Source organism: Gordonia sp. 852002-50816_SCH5313054-c (genome assembly GCF_001665925.1).
GTDB lineage: Bacteria > Actinomycetota > Actinomycetes > Mycobacteriales > Mycobacteriaceae > Gordonia > Gordonia jacobaea.
This window is the reverse complement of sequence record NZ_LZTE01000068.1, coordinates 64,801-88,053: the sequence shown is the minus strand read 5'-3', so window position 1 is coordinate 88,053 and position 23,253 is coordinate 64,801. Positions and strand designations below refer to the sequence as shown.

Genomic DNA, 23,253 nt, shown 5'->3' with positions numbered 1-23,253 from the left:
AGGATGGGATTCTGATCCCCACCGCTGCATAGCGAACACACCGAAGGCCGGTCACCCGAAAGGGTGGCCGGCCTTCGGCGTTCCCGTCGACCGGGCGCTGTATCCCGTCGAGTGGGCGCTGTATCCGGTCGAGTGGGCGCCGCATGACTGAATTCGAGACGCCGCGGAATGATTCTGAGACTTATCGCGCGCCGGGCTGATTCACGCGGCTACCGTGAAGTAAGCGACCCACGATTATTCGTGGGATGCTCGGATCGATATTTCGCACGTCGCGGTGAAGTGTCTCGTCGGTGTTGTCAACAACGAACGGAAGTGGATTCCTGTGTGTACACGGGTGATGTGGCCAGAGGCCAACGGTTCTGTGATCGTCGGCCGCAACATGGATTTCCACCAGGATCTCCACACCAATCTCTGGAAGCTCCCACGCGGCGTCGACCGTAATGATCGCGTCGAGGGAAAGCTGAAGTGGACGTCGAAGTACGGCAGTGTGATCGCCGGCGTCTACGACATCCTCTCGACCGACGGGGTCAACGAGAAAGGTCTGGCGGGCCACATCCTGTGGCTGGCCGAATCCGAGTACGGTGACCCCGACCCCGACCGCCCTCAGCTCGCGATGTCGGTGTGGCTGCAGTACTTCCTCGACAACTTCGCGTCGGTGGCAGAAGCCGTCCGGTGGGTAGAAGAAAACAACCCGCAGGTTATCCCCATGACGGACCCGACCGGCGGCAGCAAACCTGCGATCCACCTCGCGATCGATGACGCGACGGGCGATTCGGCGATCTTCGAGTACATCGACGGGAAGCTGGACGTGTATCACAGCGAGGACTACTGGGTGATGACGAATTCGCCCAGCTACGACCAACAACTCGAACTCGTGAAGAAGTATGAGGGTCTCGGCGGCGACCAACCCCTACCGGGTACATGCGCCGCTCCCGACCGTTTCGCGCGCGCCACCTTCTACGTGCACAACCAGCCAGAGCCGAAGTCGCGCGTGCAGGCCACCGCCGCCATGGCGAGCATTATCCGGAATGCTGCGCAGCCGTACCGGATTCCCGAACCCGGCAAGCCAGATGCGTCGACGACGCTGTGGCAGGTCGTCATCGACCTGACCAACCCGCGCTACATCTTCGAGTCCGTGACATGCCCGAACGTCGTGTGGGTCGATTTGAAGGACCTCGACTTCACCGAGGGTTCCGGCGACGCCAAGCTGGATCTGGTCAAAGGTCTCGCGGTCGAGAATGGGCTTTCGGGCAATGTGGCCCACAAGTTCGAAAAGCACAAGTTCCATATCGTTTCCATCGAGCAGGCAAAACTGATCGGCGAAGTAGCCGCCAAGGCAAAAGAAGGCTTGGACTCAACGAAGCCGATCGAGGATCGCATCAAGACGGTCCAGGAAAAGGTGGACGCAAAGCTCGCGGAATTCGTCGACGCGACGTGAGGCGGTGTGACCTGACAGGGTCACACGTTCCGTGCACATTCAGCGGTACCGGCGGCGCCGCGGAATGTGGCACCGACGCCTCGGCGTTGCACAGAACATGAGTACTTTACCCATCGACGTCTGGTCGGATATCGCTTGCCCGTGGTGCTACATCGGCAAGCGGAACCTCGACGCCGCGCTCGCGCTCCTCGACGACTCCGACGACGTCGACCCCAACGTCGTTTCTGTCGACTTCCACAGCTACCTACTCGCTCCCGACACACCGCCGGAGACAGACGCTCCCGAGATCGATTTCCTGGTGCAGAGCAAGGGAATGCCTGCCGATCAGGTCAGGCAGATGTTTGCCCACGTCACCCAGGTCGCTGCCGATGCCGGCCTGCACTACGACTTCGACATCGCGCGCCACGCCAACACCCGCAAGGCCCACGAACTGCTGCACTACGCCAAAAGTGTTGGCCGGCAGGCTGATATGGCCGAGCGTCTGTTCGCCGCACACTTCACCGAAGGAAAGCACATCGGCGGCATCGACGAACTCGCCGACCTTGCGGCCGAGATCGGTCTCGACCGAGACGACGTCGAAAAGGCTTTGCGCGCAGGGACGTACGCGGACGCCGTCGACGCCGACCTCGACCAGGCGAGTGCCTACGGAATCAGCGGTGTGCCGTTCTTCGTGATCGACGGTCGCTACGGCGTCTCGGGTGCTCAACCGCCCGAGGTGCTCGCGCAGGCCATCGGCCAGGTCCTCGCCGAGCGCGCTGAAACCTAGAACTCGTTACATTGATTCACCAATGTAATCCGATCGAATCACTTTGCTGAAGTTTCGTATCTTCGGGTGACACGAGTCGGCGCACGGACTCAATACGGTGGGTGCACAACAACTCTCACCGAAGGGGTTCCATGTCTCTCAACAGGTTTCGACGTTTCGCATTGGTGATCGGGGTTGCCTCGGCGCTGGGTGCGCTGGGCGTACCAGGGGCGGCCGTCGCCGATACCTCGACCGGAAGCAGCGTCGACACGGGGTCGGCCGAGGACCTGCTGAAGGCCGTGCCGCCGGAGGTCATCGAGCAACTCGGGCTCGGGAGCACCGGTGGCGGTTCGCCCAAGGTTCAGCAGTGCAATCAGTCGACGAAGTCGGGTGGGCAGGGCGTGACCGAGACCAAGCACATCATCGGGCGTACCGGTCCGACATCGTTCACCCTCAACTACGACACTCGAATTCAGCCGGACAAGATCGACGTGTTCTACCAGGGCCGGCTCATCCGCAGCACCGGATATGTCGGCGACCGCACCAACAAGGGCAAGGGCAGCATCGTGGTCAACGTGCCGCCGGGTGTCGCCAACTACGTGACGGTCAAGGTCACCGGGCCGGAGAGCGGCACCGTCTGGGATTACACAGTCAATTGCCCGCGCTGAACCAACTCAGCGCTGCGGTCGAAGTGAGTTCTTGGCGGTCAACTGGCCGTCGGGTTGATCGACGAACTGTCCGTCGCAGTGTCCGGCTGCTGCACGCGAAACGGCTTGGAACACTGCGGGATTGACGGCATCGGCCGTGTGCTCGGTGTAGCCGGTCGGTGCGACGAATGCGGGCAACGGCGTGATACGGCACTGGCCGCCGTCGAGGTCGCCGGTCACCCATTCGTAAGCGCTGCGAATGCGGTAGTACCTGGTGGGTCCGGGGGTGTCGTCTCCTGCATTGAGGTCACGCAGGAACGCACTGCCCGGGCACAATTGTCCGTCGGCGCCGGGTTGGTTGCATCCGCCCGGCGAGCCGTATTCCGGTGTGCCGACGGCGATTACGTTGGCCACCTTCGACGCGCCGCCGAGGTTCTTCACGTAGTAGCGCGTCGTCACGCCGCCGACGCTGTGTCCGACGAGCGACACAGGCGTCGACGGTCTGGCCTTCTTCTCTGCGTCGACGGCCCTGCTGATGGCGCGCGAGTCGGAGAGGAGTTGCGTGCCCATGAGGTCGAGGACGCGCACCCGGTAGCCGTCACGGCGCAGCGCGTCGGCCATCAGCGTGTACGGAGCGGCTCCGAACGATTGGCCGGGCACGATGAGGAGTGTTCCGCGCGGCGCAGCGGCATCTGCGGTCGTCGTCGGCGCTGCCAACGCAACCCCGGCGGCAGCGGCGGTGAGGGCGACGATCGCGGCAAGGCGGCGAAGAATTCTCATGCGGGCATTCTAAGCCATGCTTAGCCTTGCCTTACTAACCTGTGCGGTGAACCCGCTCGCAGGGCCGTCGTCGGCGACGGTCGGTAGCGTTGGTCTCCGAAGCCGATTTCGGACCAGCGAGGGGAATTCCCATGTCGCACCACAACTCTGGGCCGCGGGCCCATCAACTTCCCGAAGCCGACATTACCGACATGTACGCGTTCACGGTCCCGGGGGCGCAAGGTCGGCTGGGCCTGGTGCTCAACCTTGTGCCGTGGACGCCCCCGAACGGACGCTTCTCGGATGCTCTGATCTATCGGTTCCGCATCCGCCCGATCACTGCCGACGCGTCCGAGCCCGCGTTCTTCTCGGTGGCCGACGCTGAGGCAGAGGTCACCATCGACTGCACGTTCACCACCCCGGACGTCGCCCAGACCGGCACCTGCACGGTGTCCGTCGGTGGCAACCCCACGGGTACGTCGGTCACGTTCGCGGTCGACGACGAGGCGGGCGGTGCGACCGACGGGCTGCGCGCCTTCGGAGGCCCCCGGTGGGATCCGTTCTTCAGCGACGCAACCGCGCTGGTCAACACCATCTCGACCGGGAAGCTCTCGTTCACCGACCACGGCAGCATCCTCGGTGACGGCAAGAACGTGATGAGCATCGTCGTCGAAGTAGACCTCGGGCCGCTCGTCGGCGACGGCAGCATTGTCGCCGTCGTCGGGGAGAGCGTCATCGGCGGCAAGATCCCGGTCCGGTGGGAGCGATTCGGTCGACCCGAGTTCGAGAACGCGATCCTCGGCATGAAGAACTACGACCCCGTCAATCGCGATCTGGAGATCCGCGACCTGTTCAACGCCGAGGACGCGTTCGCGCTCGGCCCCGACTACCTCGGCGCCTACCACGCGCGACTGAACGCCAACCTCGCCTACTGGGACGGTCTCGACGGCAACGTCGACTGGCCGGTCGACGCCGACGGCAACCACCCGCTCGCCGAGATGCTGCTCGCCGACTTCATGATCGTCGACGCGTGGAAGCCCTTCGGCGACAACACTTTTCTCGAGATCGAACGCGCCGTCCGCGACGGCCGACCGCACGAGACGATGGGCGGACGCTCGCTCAACGACGACTGCATGGACACCCTGTACACCTACCTCGTCAACGCTGCGAAGGGGCCGCGCATCAGCGATCACGTCGACGCCCCGACCCGCCTCGCAAGTGACACGTTCCCGTACCTCGCCCCCGCCAATCCGAATCCGCCGGAGGCGCCCGGGTCTCACTGAATCGCGACAGGTCATCTGGAAGACTCGGTGCCATGCCCTTGAAGCCCGGTGCGCCGAGTCCCGTCTCCAGTCTGCCCAACCTGCGCGACCTCGGCGGCTACCGCGGGCACGGTGGCAGGGTCGTCGTATCCGACCGGCTGTACCGCTCGACGGATTTCCGTTCGATGGCTACGGCCGATCTGCCTACTTTCGAGAGTCTCGGTGTCCGCACGATCTACGACCTGCGTTCGGAGGCCGAGCGGACCGCACTTCCCGATCCGGCGCTTCCCGACGTCGCCGACATCCACCTCGACGTCCTTGCCGATTCGACAACCGCGGTGCCGGCAAATCTGCAGCAGTTCTTCTCCGACCCGGAGACCGTGAAAATGGCCTCGCGCGAACTCGCGGGCGGTAAGGCCGCCGACGCCATCGCTGCCACCTACCGCGGAATGGTCTCGCTACCGAGCGCTGTGCGCTCCTATCGCGGCTACTACCAGGGGCTCCTCGGCGAATACGACGGGCCGTCGCTCTTCCACTGCACCACCGGCAAGGATCGCACCGGCTGGGCCGCGGCGTCGCTGCTGGCGCTTCTCGGCGTCGACAAGGACGACATCTATCACGACTACTTGCTGACCAACGAGCGTCTGATCCCGGCGTTGAAGCCGATCTTCGACGACTTCGCGGCTGCGGGCGGCGACCCGGACGTCCTGCTCCCGGTCCTCGGCGTCGACCCGTCCTACCTCGACGGCGCGTTCGACGAGGTACGGCAGAAGTACTCCGACATCGAGGGTTACTTCGTCGCCGGACTCGGGTTCGACGACGCCGCGCTCACCACGCTGCGCGACACCTATCTCGTCTCGGCCTAGCGAAACACGATGCAGGTGGTGCTGCCGTGCGCGACCAGCCTGCCGTCGGCCGAGAACACCTTGCCCTCGGCGGTGGCGGTGCGCCCGCCGACGTGGATGATCTCGCCGACACCGGTGAGTTCGCCGTCGTCGGTCTGCACAGCTCGGATGTAGTTGACCTTCAGTTCCAGCGTCGTATAGCCCGCGCCCGCGGGGAGTGTGGTGTGGATCGCGCAACCCATCACGGAGTCGAGCAGCGTCGCGCAGATGCCGCCGTGGACGGTGCCGAGCGGATTGGCGAAGTCGGGCTGCGGGGTGACGGCGAAGCTGACCGAACCCTCGTCGACTCGGACGGGGCGCATGCCGAGCAGGCGTCCGATGCTCGGGCGTCCGTCGTCGGGATTGTCGGCCCAGGCGCGAAGCAACTCCAGTCCGGACATGGTTGCGAGCTCGCTTGGTGCTGCTGTATCAGCGGTGGATGGCTCCATGACTATGTATCCTTGCATAGAAGCGATCAACTATGAAGACCTGCATAGTCGAGTTCTGGGAAAGGCGGCGTGACGGTGGCTCACGATGACGGGGAACTCGGCCCGCGAGACCGGATGATCGTGTACGCCGCGGATCTGATCGGACGAGACGGCGTACCGGGAACGTCGATCGGCGACGTTCTCGCGGCCAGCAAGGCGCCACGCGGTTCGATCTATCACCACTTCCCGGGCGGGAAGTCGGAGTTGATGAACGAGGCCGTGCGGTATGCGGGGGAGTTCATCTCGTCGCGAATCGCCGACACCCACGCGGGTTCGGCCGCCGACGCCGTGGTCTCTATCGGAGACGTCTGGCGCAAGATGCTGGTCAGCACCGATTTCCAGCGCGGCTGCCCGGTACTCGCGGGGGGACTCGCGCGGCGGGCCGAGCCGACGACGGCCGACGAGTCAGACGAGATCTTTCGACGCTGGCGCCACCAGATCGCGGCACGTCTCGTCTACGAGGGAGTCGACGACGCGCGCGCAGACTCACTGGCGAATCTGATCATCGCGGGTATCGAGGGGGCCGTCGGACTGTCGATGACCCAGCGCAGCGTCGAACCTCTTGATCTGGTGATCGACGAACTCTCCCGACTGTGCGAATCCGCAGTGGTCGTGGGCTGAAACAGCCCACCGCGTCGACCGTCGCAGGCAATACTGCCCACCTCGGGCCGGAGGTCTCTACACGGTGTTGTGCGCCACATAGTAGGTTCTCCCACAGGCCCGGGCGGATTGTTGCCTCGGGCAAGCTTGGGGGGAGGGAATCGTGACGCCGGTGTATCGGGAGGCGCTGGGTTCCGACTTCGACAAACTGCACCCCAACGTCGCATGGCGGTATTCGATCGACTCGACGTCGGGTGTGGCCCAACTCGGCAGCGGAATCTACGAATCGGTGTACGTGTCGTCGGCGCTGCCGCCACCGCTCGTCTGGTTCTACGCCAAGCGCAACGCGTTCCCGGCGCGGTCGAGCCGAATGGTGCCATTCACCCAGAACCAGTACTGCTACGTCGACGAACTCGGCCGCGAATCGTTGGCCGTGCTGCGCACCTTCTCCTACACCAACGGCGACCGCGCGCTGAACTCGCTTCTGGTCGACGGCAGGTCCGGACTCGTCGACTACTTCGGCGACGGCCCCGACCTGCTGTGGCCCATCGAGCCGTCGGTGACGCGGGCCGGCGAACTGCTTCTCGAGAGCGGGCCGATGCGCTGGCTCGGTCGCGGACCCAAGGTCGGGATGAAGGGCATGTTCGCCACCCAGATGAAGTACATCGAGGGATGGGACGACGAGCATGAGCGCTTCCGCTGCGACGCCACGGTCCGGAATCCGGTCGTCGGCGAGGTCATCCACTTCCGCGGGTGGTTCACCGCCGTCGACGTCGCCTGCGGTCTACGTGATATCCCGGACGAGGCGTGGCCGCTTCGCCTCGTCGACCGCGAGCATTGACGTCATCCTGATCACACGCACAAGGTAGGTTGCTCAGCATGGCCGTCTCAGCAAAGACCGAATTCGATATCGCCGCACCGTTATCGGTGGTGATGGAAGTCCTGATGGACATCGAGTCACTCCCGGAATGGTCCGGCCCCCACAAAGCAGCGCAGATCGTCAGCACCCACGATGACGGCACGCCGGACGAGGTCTCGATGACCGTCAATGCGGCAGGCATCAACGACGATCAGTCGGTGAATTACTCGTGGACCGACACCACCTGCGAGTGGACGCTGATCAAGTCGACGACGCTCTCGGAGCAGCAGGGCAAGTACACGTTGACCGATAACGGTGACAGCACCCACGTCGAATTCGAGTTGCTGGTCGACCTCAAGATCAAACTGCCAGGACTCATCGTGAAGCGGGGGCAGAAGGTCGCCGTCGACACCGCGCGCAAAGGCTTGACCGCCGAGGCGGAGCGTCGCGCAAAGGCTTGAGCCACATAGCTTTTCGTACTTCCTGGCAACGACGCCGGAGTCCCGAGATGGGGGACCCGGCGTCGTTTCCTATCCGTTACCTGAGAACGTGGGTTGCGCGGTATTCCTGATGGCGGTTGCGGGGTACGCTGATCGGGCTGCCCGCGTCTGCGTGACGCCCGATCATCTTCTGGAGGCCAAATAAATTGCGTATCAACACTTTTGCCGTCCGTGTCTTCGCCGTCGTCTGCGGAGGTGCGGGATTAGTTGCCGGGTTCGCGCTCGGTGGCGGTGATGCGCACGCGGGCACAGAATGCAATGCCGCCAACGGCTCTTCGGTACAGCACATCTCGGGCACGAGCGGTTGCGGTGCGCGCGCGGGAGCAGGCAGCTCGGCAAGCGCGACCGACGCGTCGTCGAGCGGCACCGCGGTGGCAGTCGCCGACGGTGGAGGGCATGCCCGCGCACACAATCTGCAGCCGGGATCGACGGCGCTCGCGGGAGCCAACTCGGGCGGTAACGCCTACTCGGTCACCACCGGCCCGGGCGCGATGTCGATCGCTCAGGCGCGTCGCGGGAGCAACTCGGTCGCCGTCGGCGGATGGGGCGGCCAGGCGGTCGCGACGGAGCGGGGCGTCTCGTGCTCCGGCGGGTTCGCGGCGGCAGCCGACTCGGGCAGCGGCAAGGCATGCCTGCGCTCGGGATCGATCAGCCTGCGCAACTGAACGTCTACTTCGACTGAACCCGCGCTACTGAAGTCTTGAGTACCGGGCCGACTGCCGGCGCTCCCAACGGGGGGCGTCGGCAGTCGGCCTTTCGGGACCAACGCCACGTTCTCGCCGAAGCCGAGTTCACCTCATTGCCACGCGGTGTTTGCCGGATACGAATATCTTTGGGTGGTGACCGAGTTACACGATCTCGAAGCCGTCGGCCCCGATTTCAGCAAGTTGAACGGACGTGAGGCCCTCCAGCAGCTCGTCGATCTGAAGGACACCACGCAGTTCACGGTGAACGACGATGACGACGACGACCCGATCCTCCTCACGCTTCCCGAGCGCAATGTGGTGGACACCTGGCGTGAGGACTACCCGTACGACGAGCGCATGAGCCGTCGGGAGTACGAGATCACCAAGCGTCGACTGCAGATCGAACTGTTGAAGATGCAGAAGTGGTCCAAGCAGACCGGCCAACGTCACCTGTGGCTCTTCGAAGGACGCGACGCCGCAGGCAAGGGCGGCACCATCAAACGTTTCAACGAGCACCTCAACCCGCGCGGCGCGCACACCGTCGCGTTGGAGAAGCCGAGCGAGCGCGAATCCACGCAGTGGTATTTCCAGCGTTACGTGCAGCATCTGCCCGCAGGCGGCGAGATCATCTTCTTCGACCGGTCCTGGTACAACAGAGCGGGCGTCGAGCGGGTCATGGGATTCTGCACCGACGAGCAGTACGACGAGTTCATGCGACAGGCCCCCGGATTCGAGAAGATGCTCGTCGACGACGGCATCAGCTTGATCAAGTTCTGGTTCTCGGTCACGCCGCTCGAGCAGCGCACCCGGTTCGCGATCCGACAGATCGACCCCGTCCGGCAGTGGAAGCTCTCGCCTATGGACCTGGCCTCCCTGGACAAGTGGGACGCGTACACCGCGGCCAAGGAGACGATGTTCGAGCGCACCGACACCGACCACGCGCCGTGGACCGTCGTGAAGAGCAACGATAAAAAGCGTGCCCGCATCAACGCGATGCGCTACGTGCTGTCGCTGTTCGACTACGAGGGCAAGGACGAAGAATTCGTGGGCCAGCCCGATCCGCTGATCGTCGGGCGTGCCCGCGACCTGGTCGGGGAGTGACCGCCGCCGAACGCACATCGAGAGGTCAGCATCGACCGGTAGCGTCATAGCCGTGCGAACCTTCCTCAGTGGTCTGGCGACGATCGTCGCGGTCGTAGCCATCGTTCTTGCAGTGCCCGCTGTGTGGATCAGCGAACGAATCGTCAGCGACGACGGCTTCAGCTCACTGATCGAGCCGGTCGGTCACGACCAGGCGGTCAAGGACTACCTCGCAGGCCAGATCACCGACGAGATCGCTTCGCGCACGTCGATTTCGGGAGCCGAGTCCGTCGTGCGGCCGCTCGCAAACGCCTACACCAACAGCTCGCAGTTCCCGGCCGACTTCGCCGACGTCGCGAAGCAGCAGCACCAATGGCTGTTCGACGAGGCGTCGGACCCGAATGCGCCGATGCAACTCGACATCACACCGATGGTCAACCGCGTGCTCGCGAGCGCGCGCGTCGGTGTCACGGTCTCCGGCTCCATCACGATCCCGGTCTCCAGCGGCAACACCGGGCTACACGCGGGCGCATATCACCGGGCGGGCGAGCAGATCACCACGATCGGCAAGGTGTCGGTGATCGTGGGGATCATCGCTGCGGTCATCGCGCTGCTCGTGGCGAGGCGACGTGGAACCGTGATCGCGTGGCTGGGCATCGCGGCGGTCATCGCGGGCGTGGTGTGCTGGGCGGGCGCGAACCTCTACGGGACATATGTGAAAAACGACCTCTCGTCGTCGGAGAACAGCGCCAAACCAGTCGCCGACGTCGTGATCGACACCATCTCGCAAGAACTGCAATGGACAGGCGTGATCTCGATGCTGGTGGGTGCCGGCATCTTCGTGTTCGGCGTCGTGGTGCGTCTGGTCTTCGGCGGAAGGCGTTGACCTTCTCCAATGCGGGTGCCGGCTTCTCCACCCCGCAGCGCGCTCCCGACGTCATCGACGACGTCGTGCTCGCCGACGGCACTCGCACGCCGCTGCGGATCTTCGTCGCAGACTCGGTCGCCCCGACGCCGCTGATCGTTCTCTTTCCCGGACTGGGAACTCCGGCAAGCTACTTCGACCTGTTCGCCACCCGCTGCGCCGCCGCCGGGGTGTCGGTGGCGTGCGCAGACCTGCGCGGGCAGGGGGCAAGCAGGCCGCGCCCGTCACGCGCCAGCGCGTTCGGCCAGCAGGAGATGGTTGTCGACGACGTGCCGTCGGCAATCGCCGTCGCCCGACGACAGGTCCCCGAAGGCCCGCTATTCGTCGCCGGTCACTCGATGGGCGGACACATTGCGTCGCTGTATGCGGCGCGACAGGCGCACCTCGGTGCCTACGACAGTCATCGACTGAGCGGCCTCATTCTCATCGCCTCCGGTGTGCCGTTCCACAGGCTCTACCGCGGCGGCTCGGGTCTGCGGGCCTCGTTGGGGCCGCTCGCGATGTACCGCATTTCGCATGCTGTCGGCTTTTGGCCGGGAACGGTTGTCGAGGGCTACGGCAGGCAGTCCCGCGTGCTCATCCGCGATTGGACGTATCTGAACAGGCACGGCCGATTCAGTCCCCGCGGCGCCGACATCGACTACGAGGCCGCTTTCGGCGAGATCGACATCCCGGTGCTCGCGGTGACGATCGGCGCCGACACCGACGCACCGCCGCAGGTCATGGGCGCCATGACCGCGAAGTTCACCCGCGGCGCCGTCGACCATCGGCACATCGCAGCACCACTCGGGCACAACCGTTGGGCGCGCGATCCGGCCGCGCCTCGCCTGGTCAGCGAGTGGCTGCACGAGCTGTGAGGTTCCTCCGAGGATGACCTCGGTCAGCGTCGATCGCGGGCGCAGCAGCCGTCGGTGCGTCACACTTGAGCACGATGACGCAGGCAACCGGTGACACGACGACGAGCCGGCGACCACGACGTGTGGCCGCCCACCTCGTGTCCTGCCTTCGCAGCGCACCACTGACGTTCCTGTGGCTCGCGGTCTTGTTGGCGACGACCATCGCGCAGCACCTGATGAGCCCGGCCGACCTCGATCGCGTGCTCGGCGCACGCTCGACCAACCTCGAACACCTCACGCACGATCCGATCCACGTCCTATGGACCAGCCTGTTCTGGATCGACGGCGCGTTCTGGCTGCCCTGGGCGGTGGCCTTCTGCATCTTCCATGTGCCGGCCGAGCGGTGGCTTGGCTCGTGGCGCTGGCTCCTCGTCGGAGCATCGGCGCACATCATCGCGACGTTCGTCAGTCAGGGTGTGCTAGGGCTCGCCATCCACGAGGGCGTCCGCAGCGCCGACATGATCCACGTGCAGGATGTCGGCGTCAGCTACTTCTTCGCCGGGGTCGTCGGTGTACTCACCTATCGGATCGCGCGACCCTGGCGATGGATCTACCTCGCGGGAGTGTTCATCTACTACGCCGTTCCGGTGATCACCGACCTCAGTTTCACCAACATCGGCCATCTGAGCGCCGCGCTGATCGGGCTGGCGTGGTATCCGATCACGCGCGGTCGCGGCGAGGCGTGGGACCCCGTCGCCTCGGCCCGTCGGTGGCGTGAGCGTTGGCGTCTACGGCATTCAGACTCAGTCGAACCGGCTGCACCGCAGTAGCTTACGGCGGCAGCGCAGGGGCGTGTCGCCGATCAGTCGCGAGCCGGGAAGGCAACCATGCCCTCCTGGACGACGGTCGCCAGCAGCACGCCGTTCGAATCGAAGATGCGGCCGGTCGCCAGTGCCCGTCCGTTCCCGCTGATCGGTACGTCCTGAACGAGCGCGATCCACTCGTCGGCACGGCCGTCGTTGTGCCACCACATGGCGTGATCGAGACTCGCGGTCACCACGCCGTCGTCGGCCCAGGCAAAGCCGTGGTAGCGCAGTGCGGGTTCGAGGAGGGTGTAGTCGCACAGGTAGGCAAGTGCCTGCCGGTGGACGGCGGTATCGTCCGGCAGTGGTTGAAAAGCTTTGAGCCACACCACCTGTTGGTGTACGCGCGGTCCGGACACGGACGTGTAGACCGCTCCGGGGTGGTGCCGGATGTCGAAATGCCGTTCGTGTGACCAATACTGCGCGTCACGTACCCGGCTTCCGGCCAGTAGTTCGGCAGAGGTGGGCAACGACTCCGGATTCGGTAGGTCCGGCGCCGACAGCTGATGTGATACCGACTCCGAACCGATGTGAAACGACGCCAAGCCGGTGAAGATCTGCTTGCCCTTCTGCGTGCCGGTCACCGCGCGGGCGGAGAAGCCGCGCCCGTCCCGCGTAGCGTCGACGGTCCACGTGGTGGATTCGTTGACGTCGCCCGGCCGGAGGAAATAGCCGTGGAAGGAATGGATAGACCTGTCCTCACCGACGGTCCGTGTCACCGCGGTGACGGCCTGTGCCACCACCTCGCCACCGTACGCACGGCCGGAGGGGATCACCTGGTGTCGCGCCGAAAAGGCGTACTCGCCGGTGTCGGCCCGTTCACCGCCGGTGAGATCGAATGCGTCGAGAAGGCTGAACGTCGAGGTGCTCATGCGCGCGAATACCCTTCTAAGAGAGCATCATCGACGTCGTCGAGGTTGATCACGATGTTGTCGGGCGTGCGTGCGGTCAGCCAGACCAATTCGTCTGTGGTGCTCATGTTTGCCTCGACGTGAGGCATGAACGGGGGCACGAAGACGAAGTCGCCCGCACTCATGTCGATGTAGTCGGAGTAGTTGTCGCCGAAGTAGATTCGAGCGTGTCCGGTCAGCACGTAGCCGCCGGTCTCTGCCTCTCCATGGTGGTGCGGCAGCGAGCGGTAGCCGGGTTCGTTGGAAACCTTGCCGTACCAGATCTTGGTGGCAGGGGTGTGCTGCGGGCTGACCCCGGAGACGCGCACGGCGCCGCCGGATTGTGCTGTCGCCTGGTGCTCTTGGCCGTGCCTGGTGACGACGGGCACGGTGCCGCAGGGGAATTCGGGTGAAGCAGCGAGCTTCTCGGAGGTGGACATGGTAGGTGTGCCTCTCAGTTGGCGGTCGAGTTGAGGACAGTCGAGTTGACGACGATGCGGTTCTCGCACCGTCCCAATCCCTCGATCTCGGTGACCACGACGTCACCGTGGCTCAGCGAGCGTGGCGGCGAGCATGCCGCACCTACGCCTGCGGGTGTGCCGGTCAGAACCACGTCGCCCGGTCGCAGGGTGGTGAAGGTCGAGATGTAGGAGAGGAGGGCCGCCGCATCGAACACGAGATCGGCGACGTCGGACTCCTGCTCGACACCGCCGTTGACCGTGCAGCGGATGTCATGGCCGTCGGCGGGGTCGAAGGCGTCGGCTCCAACCAGTACCGGACCGAGGGGAGTGGTGGCATCAAATGCTTTGCCCGGCAGCCACTGTCCGGTGTGGCGCTGCCACGGTCGGACCGAAATGTCGTTGGCGACCGTGTATCCGGCGATTGCCGTACGCGCGGTCGTGGCGTCGGCGTTGCGGATCGTCGCACCGACGACCACCGCGAGCTCCGCCTCCCAATCGAGTCCCTCGGCAACCGCGGCGTCGAAGACGACGTCGTCACGTGCGCCGGTCAATGTGTCCGCGAACTTTGCGAACAGCGTCGGATGCTCCGGTGTCGGCCTACCCATTTCGGCGATATGGCCCGCGTAGTTGTGACCGCAGCAGAGGATCTTTCCGGGGCTCGTGACCAGCGGCGCGTAGTCGGCCTCGGCGACAGGAATGGACTGGGCGGCAGGTTCTGATAGAGCCTCGCCGGCCAGCTGTGCGCGCCAATCGGGTTCGGCCAGAAGCGCTCCCACATCTGGAGCAGACAGCAGCGTATAGGTGTCACCGGTGCGTACGGCGCAGCGTGTGCTCTCCGAGACACGCAGGGTCGCCAGGATCGTCGGATGTGGTCCGCGCCCGCCGCTTTCCGCATCGCCGTCCGCGCTCGTTCGGGTCACACCGGTCTCCTCGGGTCCTTGTGGAACAGGCAACACATATAGCGTGCAATTGACGCCAGTGACAACTACGATATACGACGTATCGATGTCGCGCACCAATTGAGGAGAAGTAGGCATGACCGTCTCGTTTGTGAATCCCCCTGAGTTGCTGAAGCCCTCCGGCTTCTCGCATGCCACCCGCCACGGCGGTCTGATCTTTCTTGCGGGCCAAACGGCGTTGACCGCGGAGGGGAGGATTGTCGACGGAGGTATCGTCGAGCAGTTTCGCCAGGCGTTCGGCAACGTGCTCGCTGCGTTGGAAGCCGCCGGTGGTGATCCGGCCGGGCTGCTCTCGGTGACCATCTACCTCACCGACATCCCCGACTATCAGGCCCACGGGAAAGAGATTGGACGCATCTGGCGTGAGATGACCGGAGTGAGCGACTATCCCGCGATGGCGGGCATCGGCGTCACCTCGTTGTGGCAGCAGGAAGCGATGATCGAGATCCAGGGGATCGCTGCTGCTGCAAGCTGATTCGGTGCGCCGTTGAGCTAGGAGATGTGCACGATCGACTGCACGTGTTCACGTGCTCTTGGCTGCAGTGATGCGTCGATCTCGCTGAAGAGTTGGGCGGCGTCGACTCCCGGCCATCCTTCGGGAAGCACTTGCAGTGGCAGACCGGGGTCGAGGTAGGGCAGTCGACGCCAGGTGGTCAGCATCGGGACGTATTCGACAAAAGCGCGACGGGTGCCGATCTCGCCCGAGATGTCTTGCGCCAGTGGGGCATAGTGATCGAGAAAGGCGGTGTACTGGTTCGCCAACTCCTCGAGGTTCCACCAGGACGCGACCTTTGCCGCGGCGTCGTCGGTGAGTACGCAGTGATCGAATAGACTTACGTAGGGCTCCATCTCGTTGCGCTGCAACATTTTCCGAACCTCATCGAGGATGACGGCCGGGGCGATCCACACCCCGGGCGCAGCTATCCCGAATCCGAGTCGGGTCAGCGCTGTGCGCAGTGCGTGCCGTTTGTCTCGCTCGGACTCGGGTATCGAGAAAACCGCGATCACCCACCCGTCGTCGAGAGTCGCGCGCCGACGACCGAAAATGCGGTCGTCGCCGTCGTTGATGGTGTCGAGAACTGGCTGCGACAGTGAGTATCCAGCCTGACCATCATGGCGGACGCTGGTCAGAATGTTCTTGCGCTTGAGTCGTGAGATCGACGAACGGACCGACGGTCCGTCGACGCCAAGATCTTCCATCAGCCGGACGACGGAAGCCACCGAGAGCCAATTGTTCTCGGGTCGGGCATACATCGCGAACAGAGTCACGATCAGGTGGCGCGGCGCCGGAGCTGTGAGGTCGGCTCCGTGTGGTGTGGCGACGGTCGTCATATTGACACCATACGACACGCCGGCGGCATGCGGCGCGTCTGTCGATGCGCCGCATTGCCACCGGAGTCAGTGATTGGCGAACGCCTCTTTCAGCCACCACGCGCCACCGTCGGAGGCGATCTTGGCGTCGATGACCAACGGCCCCGTCTGGGTGCCTGACTCGACCGCGGTGATCCACGCGCGGACCGGGTCCAGGTCTGCAATCGAACGTACGGTGACTCCTGTCGCGCCGTATCCTCGCGCGATCGCCGCGATGTCGACGTCGGGAAATGTCACCGTGGACATGTCGGCATCTCCGAAGTGATGGACCTCGGCGCCATACGCGGAATCGTTGTACACGATCACGACGAGCGGAATGTTCAGGCGCACAGCTGTTTCCAGCTCGGCGATGGCCATCAGGAAACCGCCGTCGCCGGTGCCGAGAACGGGGAGCCGATCGGGTTGCGCGGTAGCGGCGCCGATCGCCGTGTACAGCCCCAGTCCGATGGACTGGAAGGCCTGGGTGAAACAGAAACCGAACTCGTCGGGCACCCCCAGATGTGTGGACGGGTACCCCATGAAGTTTCCGGAGTCGATCGAGACGATGCGCTCGGCGGGCAGGATGTCGTCGAGCGCGATGCTCAGCAGTCGGGGATCAACCCGTTCAGGAGTGGAGATGTCGTCGACGGGCACATCCCGCCAGCGCGACGATGCGGCGATGCGCGCCGCGATATCCGGTGTGCGGTAGCCGACAGATGCTGGCGCGCCGGTGATTTCGAGTTCGGTGAGAGCGTCGGCCGCGGTGAGTGCGCAGTCTCCGACCAGGCCGAGTCGGACCGGCCGGTGCGCACCGATGGCGTCGACTTCGACGTCGACCTGCGCGACGACGGTCTCCGGGCCGATCAGCGCACCGTGCCGCATCGTCCAGTTATTGAGTGCGCAACCCCATCCGACGATGAGGTCCGCCTCGGTCAGTAGCTCTGCTGTTGTCGGAGAAGAGAATCCGCCGGAGATGCCCAGTGAGAAGGGATTATCCGTGAACAGGCCGTTGGCCACCGCCGACGTGGCGACGAGTGCACCGGTCTGCTCTGCGAGCGCCGCGATCTGAGCCCCGGCATCTCGCGCGCCGCGTCCGGCGACGAACACGGGACGCTGCGCGGCGTTGATGAGAGATACCAACTCCGCCAGCCCTTCCCGGCTCGGACGTACCCGTTGGGCTGTGATGTCCGCAGTGACCGGGCCGACGACGGTGGCGGGCGTGGCAGCGACGTCGATCGCAACATTGAGGACCACCGTCCGACGCTGTGTGACCGCGGTCCGGACGGCTCGTATCACGTCAGCGACCACGGTTCGCGGGCCGTGCACGCGCATGCTGACGGCTCCTACGCTGGTAACGAGTGCGTCCTGATCGATCCGAAAATTCGAATGCAGATCCGACGCAGGGGCATCCGCGGTGAGCACCAGCATCGGTGTGCGACTCTTCGCGGCCTCGCCGATCCCGGTCATCGCGTTGGTCAGTCCGCACCCCTGGTGCAGCGAGACCACGCCGACGTTGCCGGACATGCGGGTGTAGGCGTCGGCCATGGTCGCCGCACCACCCTCGTGGCGGGCAGCGGTATACCCGACGCCGCCCGCGCGCAGGGCGTTGGTCATGTCGAAATTGCCGCTGCCGACCACACCGAAGACGTGTCCGACGCCGAGGTCGGCGAGGACGCTGCCCACCACCTCGGCGACCGTCGGACCGTAAGTGCGACAGCCAGATTGGGGTTGCTGGCCGGAGTCGTCGGATGGGGTGATGGTGGTCTGGGGTAGTGATGTCACGAGAAGAACCTTGCGATCGGGTTGCGTGAGCGCGGGGCCAGCAACTGTTGGGCGACGAGATGTCCAGACCCGCCGCCGAGCCCAGGGCCTGGATGGGTGGATGCCCCGATATGCCAGAGGTGGTCGATTCCGGTGCGGTGGCGTCCCTGCGAGGTGATCGGTCGCCAGCGAAGATTCTGGTCGAGTTCGGCACTGCCGCAGTAGGGATCACCGTTGACCGCATTGGCATTGTGGCCCGCGAGATCTGTCGGCGAGATGATGTTGCGAGCCACGATGGTCGACGTCAGGTCGGGTGCGAGAGCGGCGATGCGTTCGAGGACGCGGTCGGCGTACGCTTCGGCGACCGCCGATGTCCAGGTGCCGGTGGTCGAGATCTCGCCCGCCGCATCGGCAACCGGTGCAAATGGCAGCTCCTGCAACTGAATCCAGAGGGTGGCAGCCCCGTCCGGGGCGCGCGACGGATCGAGCAGTGACTGCGCTCCGACGACGATCGTCGGTTGGTCCGGCAGCACACCTGCCTGCGCTTGGGCACACGCGATCCCGATCGTCGACGCCCCCTCGGTGACATGAATCAGCGGCACCTCGCGCAACCGTTCGTCTGACCATGCCACCGGCCGATCCAGAGCGAGGTGGATCTGCATGGCCGCTCGCCCGTACCGGTAGCCCCTCGCCTGTTCGAATACCTTTGGCGGCACCATATCTCGGGGCAGTAGCTCGTTGTAGAGCGCCTGCGGCGTGACCCCTGCGACCACAGCATCCCGAGCGAGCCACTCGTCGTCTGCGGTGCGGACTCCCGCCGCGACGCCGTCGCGCATCACGATCTCGGTGACAGGGGTGCTGCGCACCACTGCCACGCCGTGATCGTCGAACAACGCGGTGAAGGCGTCGATGAATTTCTTCGCGCCGCCACGTACCACCGGCAACCCGAATTGGTGCATGGTGCCCGCCATCACGGGAAGCATCACGCCGCCGGTCGCCGAGTCCGGACCCAGGCCGGCGTGCAGCAACCACGGAGACCAGAGTCGGTCGGTTTCCCAACCGTCGAATCGAGAATCCAGATAGCTGCGGCCGCTGGACAATCCGTCGCGTACCAAGGCCTCGGTACCGGCGGCGCGCTGACTGCCGAGGGTGCGCATGGCCAGTCTGGCCATCGACGATGGGTCGAGTTCGGTGCCGAGTGCACCGAAGATGGTGCCTGCTCTGGCTTCGAGATCTCCGAGCATCCCGAGGTAGGCGTCCTTGTCCTCGGGATGCTCGAAAGCAGCCAGCGTGGCGTCGATGTCGCGGTGGGCGACAGCGACGCGGCCGTCGGGCCCTGCGCCTGCGGTCACCGGGCCGTCGGTGTTGTCGTAGACCAGTCCGCGCGCGTGTAGCTCGTCGCCGAGCGCCCCGTAGGCGGCTCCTGATACGAACAGCGGATGCCACGACGAGAAGGTGTCGTGGATGAATCCCGGTGCGGTTCGTTCACCGGACTCGATGAAACCGCCGATCTCCGGGTTGGCCTCGATCAGCGTCACCGAGCGCCCGGCGAGTGCGAGTTCGGCCGTCACGACCAGCCCGTTGATGCCCGAGCCGATCACCACCACATCGCTGATCGAACTCATGCCGACGGCGCTTTCTCGACCAAGGCCAGCACCCGAGCCGGACTTCCGGTGCCGCCGACGATCGGCAGCGGCGCAACGACGATGACCGCACCGGTGGCGGGAAGCCGGCCGAGGTTGCGCAGCGACGTGACGCCGTACTTGTCGTTGCCGAGGAAGTGATAGTGCACGGGGAAGGCGGGTTCGAAACCGCCAGCCATTCCGGCGTCGACACCGACCGTTTCCACGCCGAGTCCGGTGATGGGCCGCTGGGTGGCCAGCCACTCGGCGCATTCGACGGAGACACCCGGTGTGTGCGAACCGGTGTCGTCGACGTTGAGGAACTCGGCTTGCGAGCCGCCGCGTGTCTCCCAGCCGGTGCGCAGCAGCAGCCAGGCGCCCGCGGGCAGGGTCCCGTTCGCAGCCTCCCAATCCTCGACGTCGGCGACGCTGAGTAGGTAGTCGGGGTCGGTGGCCACCTTGTCGGTCAGGTCGATCACCGCGGCGGGTCCGATCAGTCGCTCAACGGGGATCTGCGACACGTCGTGGCCGTCGCGACCGCTGATCCAGTGGATCGGGGCGTCGAGGTGGGTGCCGATGTGCTCACCGGTGTGAATGTTGTTGTGCCGCCAGAAGGGGCCGGGTTCGTTGTAGGCGCTGACCTCCTCCAGACTGAAGTCGATCAGATTCACGAACGGGTCGGGAAGCACCAGGGCGGGCGTCTCGCTGCTCAGCGGAGTTGTGAGGTCGAGTACCGTCACCGAGCCGTCGGTGAGGGTGGCAAGAAATGATGCGAGCGTTGCCGACCCGGTGGTGAGTGACTCGGTCATGGCAGAACCTTTCGTCGGTCAGTGATAAAGGCGCGGTGGTGGATGGACGCCGCGGTCTTTGGATGCGGTGGGGTGGATGGTGGGAGCGAGTCTATGCGGGGGTGGCTGCGGCAGGTTGCCGATCGCTCGTGAGGTAGTTGGTGACGCGAACGGCCGACAACAGTGAGCCGTCGTCTGCGCGCAGCTCCACCTGGTGCACGGTGAGGCGTCTCCCGAGCGAGAGTGCCCGGCAGTCGGCATGGACCTCGCCCGCGTCGGTGCCGCCCACGTGACTGGCGGCGAGCTCGGTGCCCAGCGCGATACGTCCCGGGCCCGCGTGTACCGCCGCCGACAGGGAGGCGATGGTCTCGGCGAGCGCCGCGTACGCGCCGCCGTGTACCCGTCCGCTGACCTGGGTGTTGCCCGCAGCGGGCATCACCGCCCGAGAATGCTCAGCCGAGAGTTCGACGACGCGGATGCCCAGGGTGCGGTCGAGCGCCCCCTGGCGGTAGCCCAGGGCGTCGAGGACGATGTCGCCATCCGCCTGCTCCGTGGTCACGGCGTCTGCTCTCGTCGACGGGCGCTGCGGCCGGACCGATACTGCGTGGGCATGGGACCCGCCCGATAGCCCTGGTCCAGTGCGGCATTCAGCGTCCAATAGGGATCGACCAGGTGCGGTCGGGCGATGGCACATAGGTCCGCTCGACCCGAGAGCACGATGGTGTTGACATCGTCGACAGACGCGACAGCACCGACGGTGATCGTTGGAATGCCCAGCACGTTGCGGATGCGGTCGGAGAACGGCGTCTGATAGAGACGACCGTAGGCGGGCTTGGCGTCGACCGAGGTCTGGCCCGTGGATACGTCGATCAGATCGGCGCCGTGCTCGGCGAAGATCGTCGACATGGTCATCACATCGTCGTCGGTGATGCCACCGTCGACCCAGTCGGTTGCGCTGATACGCACGCTGATCGGGCCGTCGAACACCTCTCGGACGGCGTCGAGTATCAGTGCACCGAAGCGTGCGCGGTTGGCGATGGAACCGCCGTATTCATCGGTGCGCGTGTTGGTCAGCGGAGACAAGAACGCCGAGAGCAGATAGCCATGGGCATAGTGCAATTCGATCATGTCGAAGCCTGCGGATACCGCCAACCGCGCAGACTCCCGGTAGGCGTCGACCATGGCGAGAATATCGTCGACGCTCATCTCCCGAGGTACCTGACTGTCGCTGCGATACGGTTGCGGTGAGGGGGCGATGATCTCCCACGCACCCTCCTCCAGCGGGTCGTCGATGCCCTCCCACATCACCTTGGTCGCACCCTTGGGTCCGGAATGACCAAGCTGCAGAGCGATTTTCGCGTCTGATGACTGGTGTACAAAGTCGACGATCCCTGCCCACGCGTCGCGTTGCGGCTCGTTCCACAGGCCAGGACATCCCGGCGTGATCCGACCATCGGGTGTGGGTGCGGTCATCTCGGTGATGACCAGGCCCGCCCCGCCGACCGCACGTGATCCCAAGTGCACGAGGTGCCAGTTGTTCGGGACGCCGTCGATGGCGCTGTACTGCGCCATCGGGGAGACCACAACCCGGTTGGGCAGGGTCAGTCCACGAATGGTGAACGGATAGAACATCGGTGGCGTCGACGCCGGTACCCCGACGCCTGCGCGATTGTCGGACTGAGCGAACCACTCGTCAAGGCGCCCAACGAACTTCGGATCGCGCATCTTGAGGTTGTCGTAGGTGACGCGTTGGCTGCGGGTGAGTAGCTGGAACACGAATTGCTCGGCCGGGATCGAGCGGTAGCGATCGATGTCCTCGAACCACTCCATCGACGTCTGTGCTGACCGCTGCAACGACGCGGCGACGGGCATACGTTCGCGCTCGTAGGTGTCGAACGCATCGGTGACCTGGTCGGGTTCGGTGACCCCACGCAGGGCGGTGGTCAGCGCGATGGCGTCCTCCATCGCCATCTTGGTGCCGGAGCCGATCGAGAAATGGGCGGTGTGGGCTGCGTCGCCGATCAAGACGGTGTTGCCGTCGTGCCAGGACTCGTTACGCACCACGGTGAAGTTCAACCAGCCGGAGTTGTTGCCCAGCAGCGGATGTCCGTTCAGATAGTCGGCAAATACCTCCTCGCAGAACTTCAGCGACGCCTCGTCGGTCTCGCCGGGACGGCGTGGCTGCTCGGCGTACACGTCGAGTCCCGCGTTACGCCATGTCTGCGGAGAACACTCGACGATGAACGTCGAGGTGTGCTCGTCGAACGGGTAGATGTGGGCCCAGAACAAACCATGTGGGGTGTCACGAAAGACAAAACGGAAGCAGTCGACTGGTGCGGTGGTGGCAAACCACGCGTACTTCGACGGACGTCGATCGAGACTCGGCTCCAGCGACTCGGCGATCGCGGTGCGCGTGGTCGAGTTCACTCCGTCGGAGGCGATTACGACGTCGCTCGTCGAACGCAACTCCTCGAGCGGGGGTGCGGTGGTGGAGAACCGCAGGTCGACCTTCAGCTCGGCCGCGCGCTCGGCGAGCAGCAGCAGCAGTTGCTTGCGGGCCATCGCCGCAAACGAATGTCCCTCGGAGCGTTCGTGATAGCCGCGATAGTCGACGTCGATGGGTGACCAATACCGGTAGTACGTGCGCATCCGGTCGAGCAATACCGCGTCGGCCGCCTCGAGGTTGGCCAGCGTGTCGTCGGAGAACACCACACCGAAGCCGAATGTGCTGTCAGGTGCGTTGCGTTCGTAGACGGTGACCTCATGCGAGGGGTCGTCGAGTTTCAGCAGGATGGCCGAGAGCAGCCCGCCTGGGCCGCCGCCGATGATGGAGTACTTCATTTCGGCTCC

General features: G+C 65.0%; 25 protein-coding genes. 14 read left to right on the top strand and 11 right to left on the bottom strand.

The features are described 5' to 3' along the window. Positions 1 to 322 precede the first annotated feature (322 nt). The 3 genes from A5788_RS17990 (at position 323) to A5788_RS17980 (ending at position 2,851) form a co-directional block, all read left to right on the top strand. Positions 323 to 1,438, top strand: coding sequence for a linear amide C-N hydrolase (locus tag A5788_RS17990; RefSeq protein ID WP_082937887.1), 1,116 nt, complete (start codon positions 323 to 325; stop codon positions 1,436 to 1,438). Between the two features lie 97 nt (positions 1,439 to 1,535). Further along, on the top strand, positions 1,536 to 2,204 hold the full coding sequence (locus tag A5788_RS17985) for a DsbA family oxidoreductase (RefSeq protein ID WP_064869067.1): 669 nt from the start codon (positions 1,536 to 1,538) through the stop codon (positions 2,202 to 2,204). Positions 2,205 to 2,335: 131 nt separating this feature from the next. Further along, a complete protein-coding gene (locus tag A5788_RS17980; RefSeq protein ID WP_064869065.1) occupies positions 2,336 to 2,851 on the top strand; it encodes a hypothetical protein in 516 nt (171 codons plus the stop codon). A gap of 6 nt (positions 2,852 to 2,857) precedes the next feature. Here the strand turns inward: A5788_RS17980 and A5788_RS17975 are convergent, their stop codons facing one another. Next, entirely contained in the window at positions 2,858 to 3,610 is a 753-nt protein-coding gene (locus tag A5788_RS17975; RefSeq protein ID WP_064869063.1) for an esterase/lipase family protein, read from the bottom strand. Positions 3,611 to 3,741: 131 nt separating this feature from the next. On the opposite strand from A5788_RS17975, the gene A5788_RS17970 reads away from it, so the two are divergent. Beyond that, positions 3,742 to 4,872: a DUF4331 family protein gene (locus A5788_RS17970; protein WP_064869061.1), complete on the top strand. Its 1,131-nt coding sequence runs from the start codon at positions 3,742 to 3,744 to the stop codon at positions 4,870 to 4,872. 32 nt (positions 4,873 to 4,904) lie between these two features. Beyond that, complete coding sequence (locus A5788_RS17965; RefSeq protein WP_064869059.1) at positions 4,905 to 5,717, top strand: tyrosine-protein phosphatase; 813 nt, start codon at positions 4,905 to 4,907, stop codon at positions 5,715 to 5,717. Here A5788_RS17965 and A5788_RS17960 read toward each other — a convergent pair. Next, positions 5,714 to 6,202: a PaaI family thioesterase gene (locus A5788_RS17960; RefSeq protein WP_064869057.1), complete on the bottom strand. Its 489-nt coding sequence runs from the start codon at positions 6,200 to 6,202 to the stop codon at positions 5,714 to 5,716. The two genes, A5788_RS17965 and A5788_RS17960, sit on opposite strands and share 4 nt — an antisense overlap. Positions 6,203 to 6,298: 96 nt before the next feature. Between A5788_RS17960 and A5788_RS17955 the strand changes: the two genes are divergently transcribed. The 8 genes from A5788_RS17955 (at position 6,299) to A5788_RS17920 (ending at position 12,539) form a co-directional block, all read left to right on the top strand. Then, positions 6,299 to 6,844, top strand: coding sequence for a TetR/AcrR family transcriptional regulator (locus tag A5788_RS17955; protein ID WP_231894136.1), 546 nt, complete (start codon positions 6,299 to 6,301; stop codon positions 6,842 to 6,844). Between the two features lie 142 nt (positions 6,845 to 6,986). Next, the gene (locus A5788_RS17950) at positions 6,987 to 7,664 is read left to right on the top strand and encodes a DUF4166 domain-containing protein (protein WP_049697614.1); all 678 of its coding nucleotides are present in this window, start codon (positions 6,987 to 6,989) and stop codon (positions 7,662 to 7,664) included. A 38-nt stretch (positions 7,665 to 7,702) separates the two neighbouring features. Continuing rightward, positions 7,703 to 8,143 carry an SRPBCC family protein gene (locus A5788_RS17945; protein ID WP_049697615.1) on the top strand — a complete coding sequence of 147 codons (441 nt, stop codon included), beginning with the start codon at positions 7,703 to 7,705 and terminating at the stop codon, positions 8,141 to 8,143. A gap of 185 nt (positions 8,144 to 8,328) precedes the next feature. Beyond that, the gene (locus A5788_RS17940; RefSeq protein WP_064869051.1) at positions 8,329 to 8,847 is read left to right on the top strand and encodes a DUF6764 family protein; all 519 of its coding nucleotides are present in this window, start codon (positions 8,329 to 8,331) and stop codon (positions 8,845 to 8,847) included. Positions 8,848 to 9,021: 174 nt separating this feature from the next. Then, positions 9,022 to 9,969 carry a polyphosphate kinase 2 gene (gene ppk2, locus A5788_RS17935; protein ID WP_049698008.1) on the top strand — a complete coding sequence of 316 codons (948 nt, stop codon included), beginning with the start codon at positions 9,022 to 9,024 and terminating at the stop codon, positions 9,967 to 9,969. A 52-nt stretch (positions 9,970 to 10,021) separates the two neighbouring features. Then, a complete protein-coding gene (locus tag A5788_RS17930) occupies positions 10,022 to 10,834 on the top strand; it encodes a hypothetical protein (RefSeq protein WP_064869171.1) in 813 nt (270 codons plus the stop codon). Beyond that, a complete protein-coding gene (locus A5788_RS17925; RefSeq protein WP_231894127.1) occupies positions 10,831 to 11,730 on the top strand; it encodes an alpha/beta fold hydrolase in 900 nt (299 codons plus the stop codon). Before A5788_RS17930 ends, A5788_RS17925 begins: the two co-directional genes overlap by 4 nt. Before the next feature lie 74 nt (positions 11,731 to 11,804). Then, positions 11,805 to 12,539, top strand: a complete 735-nt coding sequence (locus tag A5788_RS17920) for a rhomboid-like protein (RefSeq protein ID WP_082937878.1) — start codon at positions 11,805 to 11,807, stop codon at positions 12,537 to 12,539. A 32-nt stretch (positions 12,540 to 12,571) separates the two neighbouring features. On the opposite strand, the gene A5788_RS17915 is transcribed toward A5788_RS17920, so the two are convergent. From A5788_RS17915 to A5788_RS17905, 3 genes are read right to left on the bottom strand one after another with little or no spacing between them, the layout of a single operon-like run. After that, positions 12,572 to 13,444 carry an acyl-CoA thioesterase gene (locus A5788_RS17915; RefSeq protein ID WP_064869048.1) on the bottom strand — a complete coding sequence of 291 codons (873 nt, stop codon included), beginning with the start codon at positions 13,442 to 13,444 and terminating at the stop codon, positions 12,572 to 12,574. Then, positions 13,441 to 13,902 carry a cupin domain-containing protein gene (locus A5788_RS17910; protein ID WP_064869046.1) on the bottom strand — a complete coding sequence of 154 codons (462 nt, stop codon included), beginning with the start codon at positions 13,900 to 13,902 and terminating at the stop codon, positions 13,441 to 13,443. Before A5788_RS17910 ends, A5788_RS17915 begins: the two co-directional genes overlap by 4 nt. Before the next feature lie 14 nt (positions 13,903 to 13,916). After that, positions 13,917 to 14,843: a fumarylacetoacetate hydrolase family protein gene (locus A5788_RS17905; RefSeq protein ID WP_231894126.1), complete on the bottom strand. Its 927-nt coding sequence runs from the start codon at positions 14,841 to 14,843 to the stop codon at positions 13,917 to 13,919. A gap of 115 nt (positions 14,844 to 14,958) precedes the next feature. Between A5788_RS17905 and A5788_RS17900 the strand changes: the two genes are divergently transcribed. Next, positions 14,959 to 15,357, top strand: coding sequence for a RidA family protein (locus A5788_RS17900; protein WP_064869043.1), 399 nt, complete (start codon positions 14,959 to 14,961; stop codon positions 15,355 to 15,357). A gap of 17 nt (positions 15,358 to 15,374) precedes the next feature. Here the strand turns inward: A5788_RS17900 and A5788_RS17895 are convergent, their stop codons facing one another. The 6 genes from A5788_RS17895 to A5788_RS17870 form a co-directional block, all read right to left on the bottom strand. Next, positions 15,375 to 16,214: a PaaX family transcriptional regulator gene (locus A5788_RS17895; RefSeq protein WP_064869162.1), complete on the bottom strand. Its 840-nt coding sequence runs from the start codon at positions 16,212 to 16,214 to the stop codon at positions 15,375 to 15,377. 66 nt (positions 16,215 to 16,280) lie between these two features. Further along, positions 16,281 to 17,915 (bottom strand): thiamine pyrophosphate-binding protein, encoded by a 1,635-nt coding sequence (locus tag A5788_RS17890; RefSeq protein ID WP_082937876.1) that lies wholly within the window; start codon positions 17,913 to 17,915, stop codon positions 16,281 to 16,283. Between the two features lie 95 nt (positions 17,916 to 18,010). Then, a complete protein-coding gene (locus A5788_RS17885) occupies positions 18,011 to 19,618 on the bottom strand; it encodes a phytoene desaturase family protein (protein ID WP_064869038.1) in 1,608 nt (535 codons plus the stop codon). Further along, positions 19,615 to 20,424: a cyclase family protein gene (locus A5788_RS17880; protein ID WP_064869035.1), complete on the bottom strand. Its 810-nt coding sequence runs from the start codon at positions 20,422 to 20,424 to the stop codon at positions 19,615 to 19,617. The genes A5788_RS17885 and A5788_RS17880 overlap by 4 nt, the downstream gene beginning before the upstream one ends. Before the next feature lie 91 nt (positions 20,425 to 20,515). Further along, positions 20,516 to 20,962 (bottom strand): PaaI family thioesterase, encoded by a 447-nt coding sequence (locus tag A5788_RS17875; RefSeq protein WP_064869033.1) that lies wholly within the window; start codon positions 20,960 to 20,962, stop codon positions 20,516 to 20,518. Then, positions 20,959 to 23,244: an oxidoreductase gene (locus A5788_RS17870; RefSeq protein ID WP_064869029.1), complete on the bottom strand. Its 2,286-nt coding sequence runs from the start codon at positions 23,242 to 23,244 to the stop codon at positions 20,959 to 20,961. Before A5788_RS17870 ends, A5788_RS17875 begins: the two co-directional genes overlap by 4 nt. Positions 23,245 to 23,253: the final 9 nt, after the last annotated feature.

Bases quoted from the DNA above. Each gene is read 5' to 3' on its own strand.
- A5788_RS17985 (WP_064869067.1), top strand. From the start codon at position 1,536: ATGAGTACTTTACCCATCGACGTCTGGTCGGATATCGCTTGCCCGTGG.
- A5788_RS17980 (WP_064869065.1), top strand. From the start codon at position 2,336: ATGTCTCTCAACAGGTTTCGACGTTTCGCATTGGTGATCGGGGTTGCC.
- A5788_RS17975 (WP_064869063.1), bottom strand. From the start codon at position 3,610: ATGAGAATTCTTCGCCGCCTTGCCGCGATCGTCGCCCTCACCGCCGCT.
- A5788_RS17970 (WP_064869061.1), top strand. From the start codon at position 3,742: ATGTCGCACCACAACTCTGGGCCGCGGGCCCATCAACTTCCCGAAGCC.
- A5788_RS17965 (WP_064869059.1), top strand. From the start codon at position 4,905: ATGCCCTTGAAGCCCGGTGCGCCGAGTCCCGTCTCCAGTCTGCCCAAC.
- A5788_RS17960 (WP_064869057.1), bottom strand. From the start codon at position 6,202: ATGCAAGGATACATAGTCATGGAGCCATCCACCGCTGATACAGCAGCA.
- A5788_RS17955 (WP_231894136.1), top strand. From the start codon at position 6,299: ATGATCGTGTACGCCGCGGATCTGATCGGACGAGACGGCGTACCGGGA.
- A5788_RS17945 (WP_049697615.1), top strand. From the start codon at position 7,703: ATGGCCGTCTCAGCAAAGACCGAATTCGATATCGCCGCACCGTTATCG.
- A5788_RS17920 (WP_082937878.1), top strand. From the start codon at position 11,805: ATGACGCAGGCAACCGGTGACACGACGACGAGCCGGCGACCACGACGT.
- A5788_RS17915 (WP_064869048.1), bottom strand. From the start codon at position 13,444: ATGAGCACCTCGACGTTCAGCCTTCTCGACGCATTCGATCTCACCGGC.
- A5788_RS17910 (WP_064869046.1), bottom strand. From the start codon at position 13,902: ATGTCCACCTCCGAGAAGCTCGCTGCTTCACCCGAATTCCCCTGCGGC.
- A5788_RS17900 (WP_064869043.1), top strand. From the start codon at position 14,959: ATGACCGTCTCGTTTGTGAATCCCCCTGAGTTGCTGAAGCCCTCCGGC.
- A5788_RS17895 (WP_064869162.1), bottom strand. From the start codon at position 16,214: ATGACGACCGTCGCCACACCACACGGAGCCGACCTCACAGCTCCGGCG.
- A5788_RS17885 (WP_064869038.1), bottom strand. From the start codon at position 19,618: ATGAGTTCGATCAGCGATGTGGTGGTGATCGGCTCGGGCATCAACGGG.
- A5788_RS17880 (WP_064869035.1), bottom strand. From the start codon at position 20,424: ATGACCGAGTCACTCACCACCGGGTCGGCAACGCTCGCATCATTTCTT.
- A5788_RS17870 (WP_064869029.1), bottom strand. From the start codon at position 23,244: ATGAAGTACTCCATCATCGGCGGCGGCCCAGGCGGGCTGCTCTCGGCC.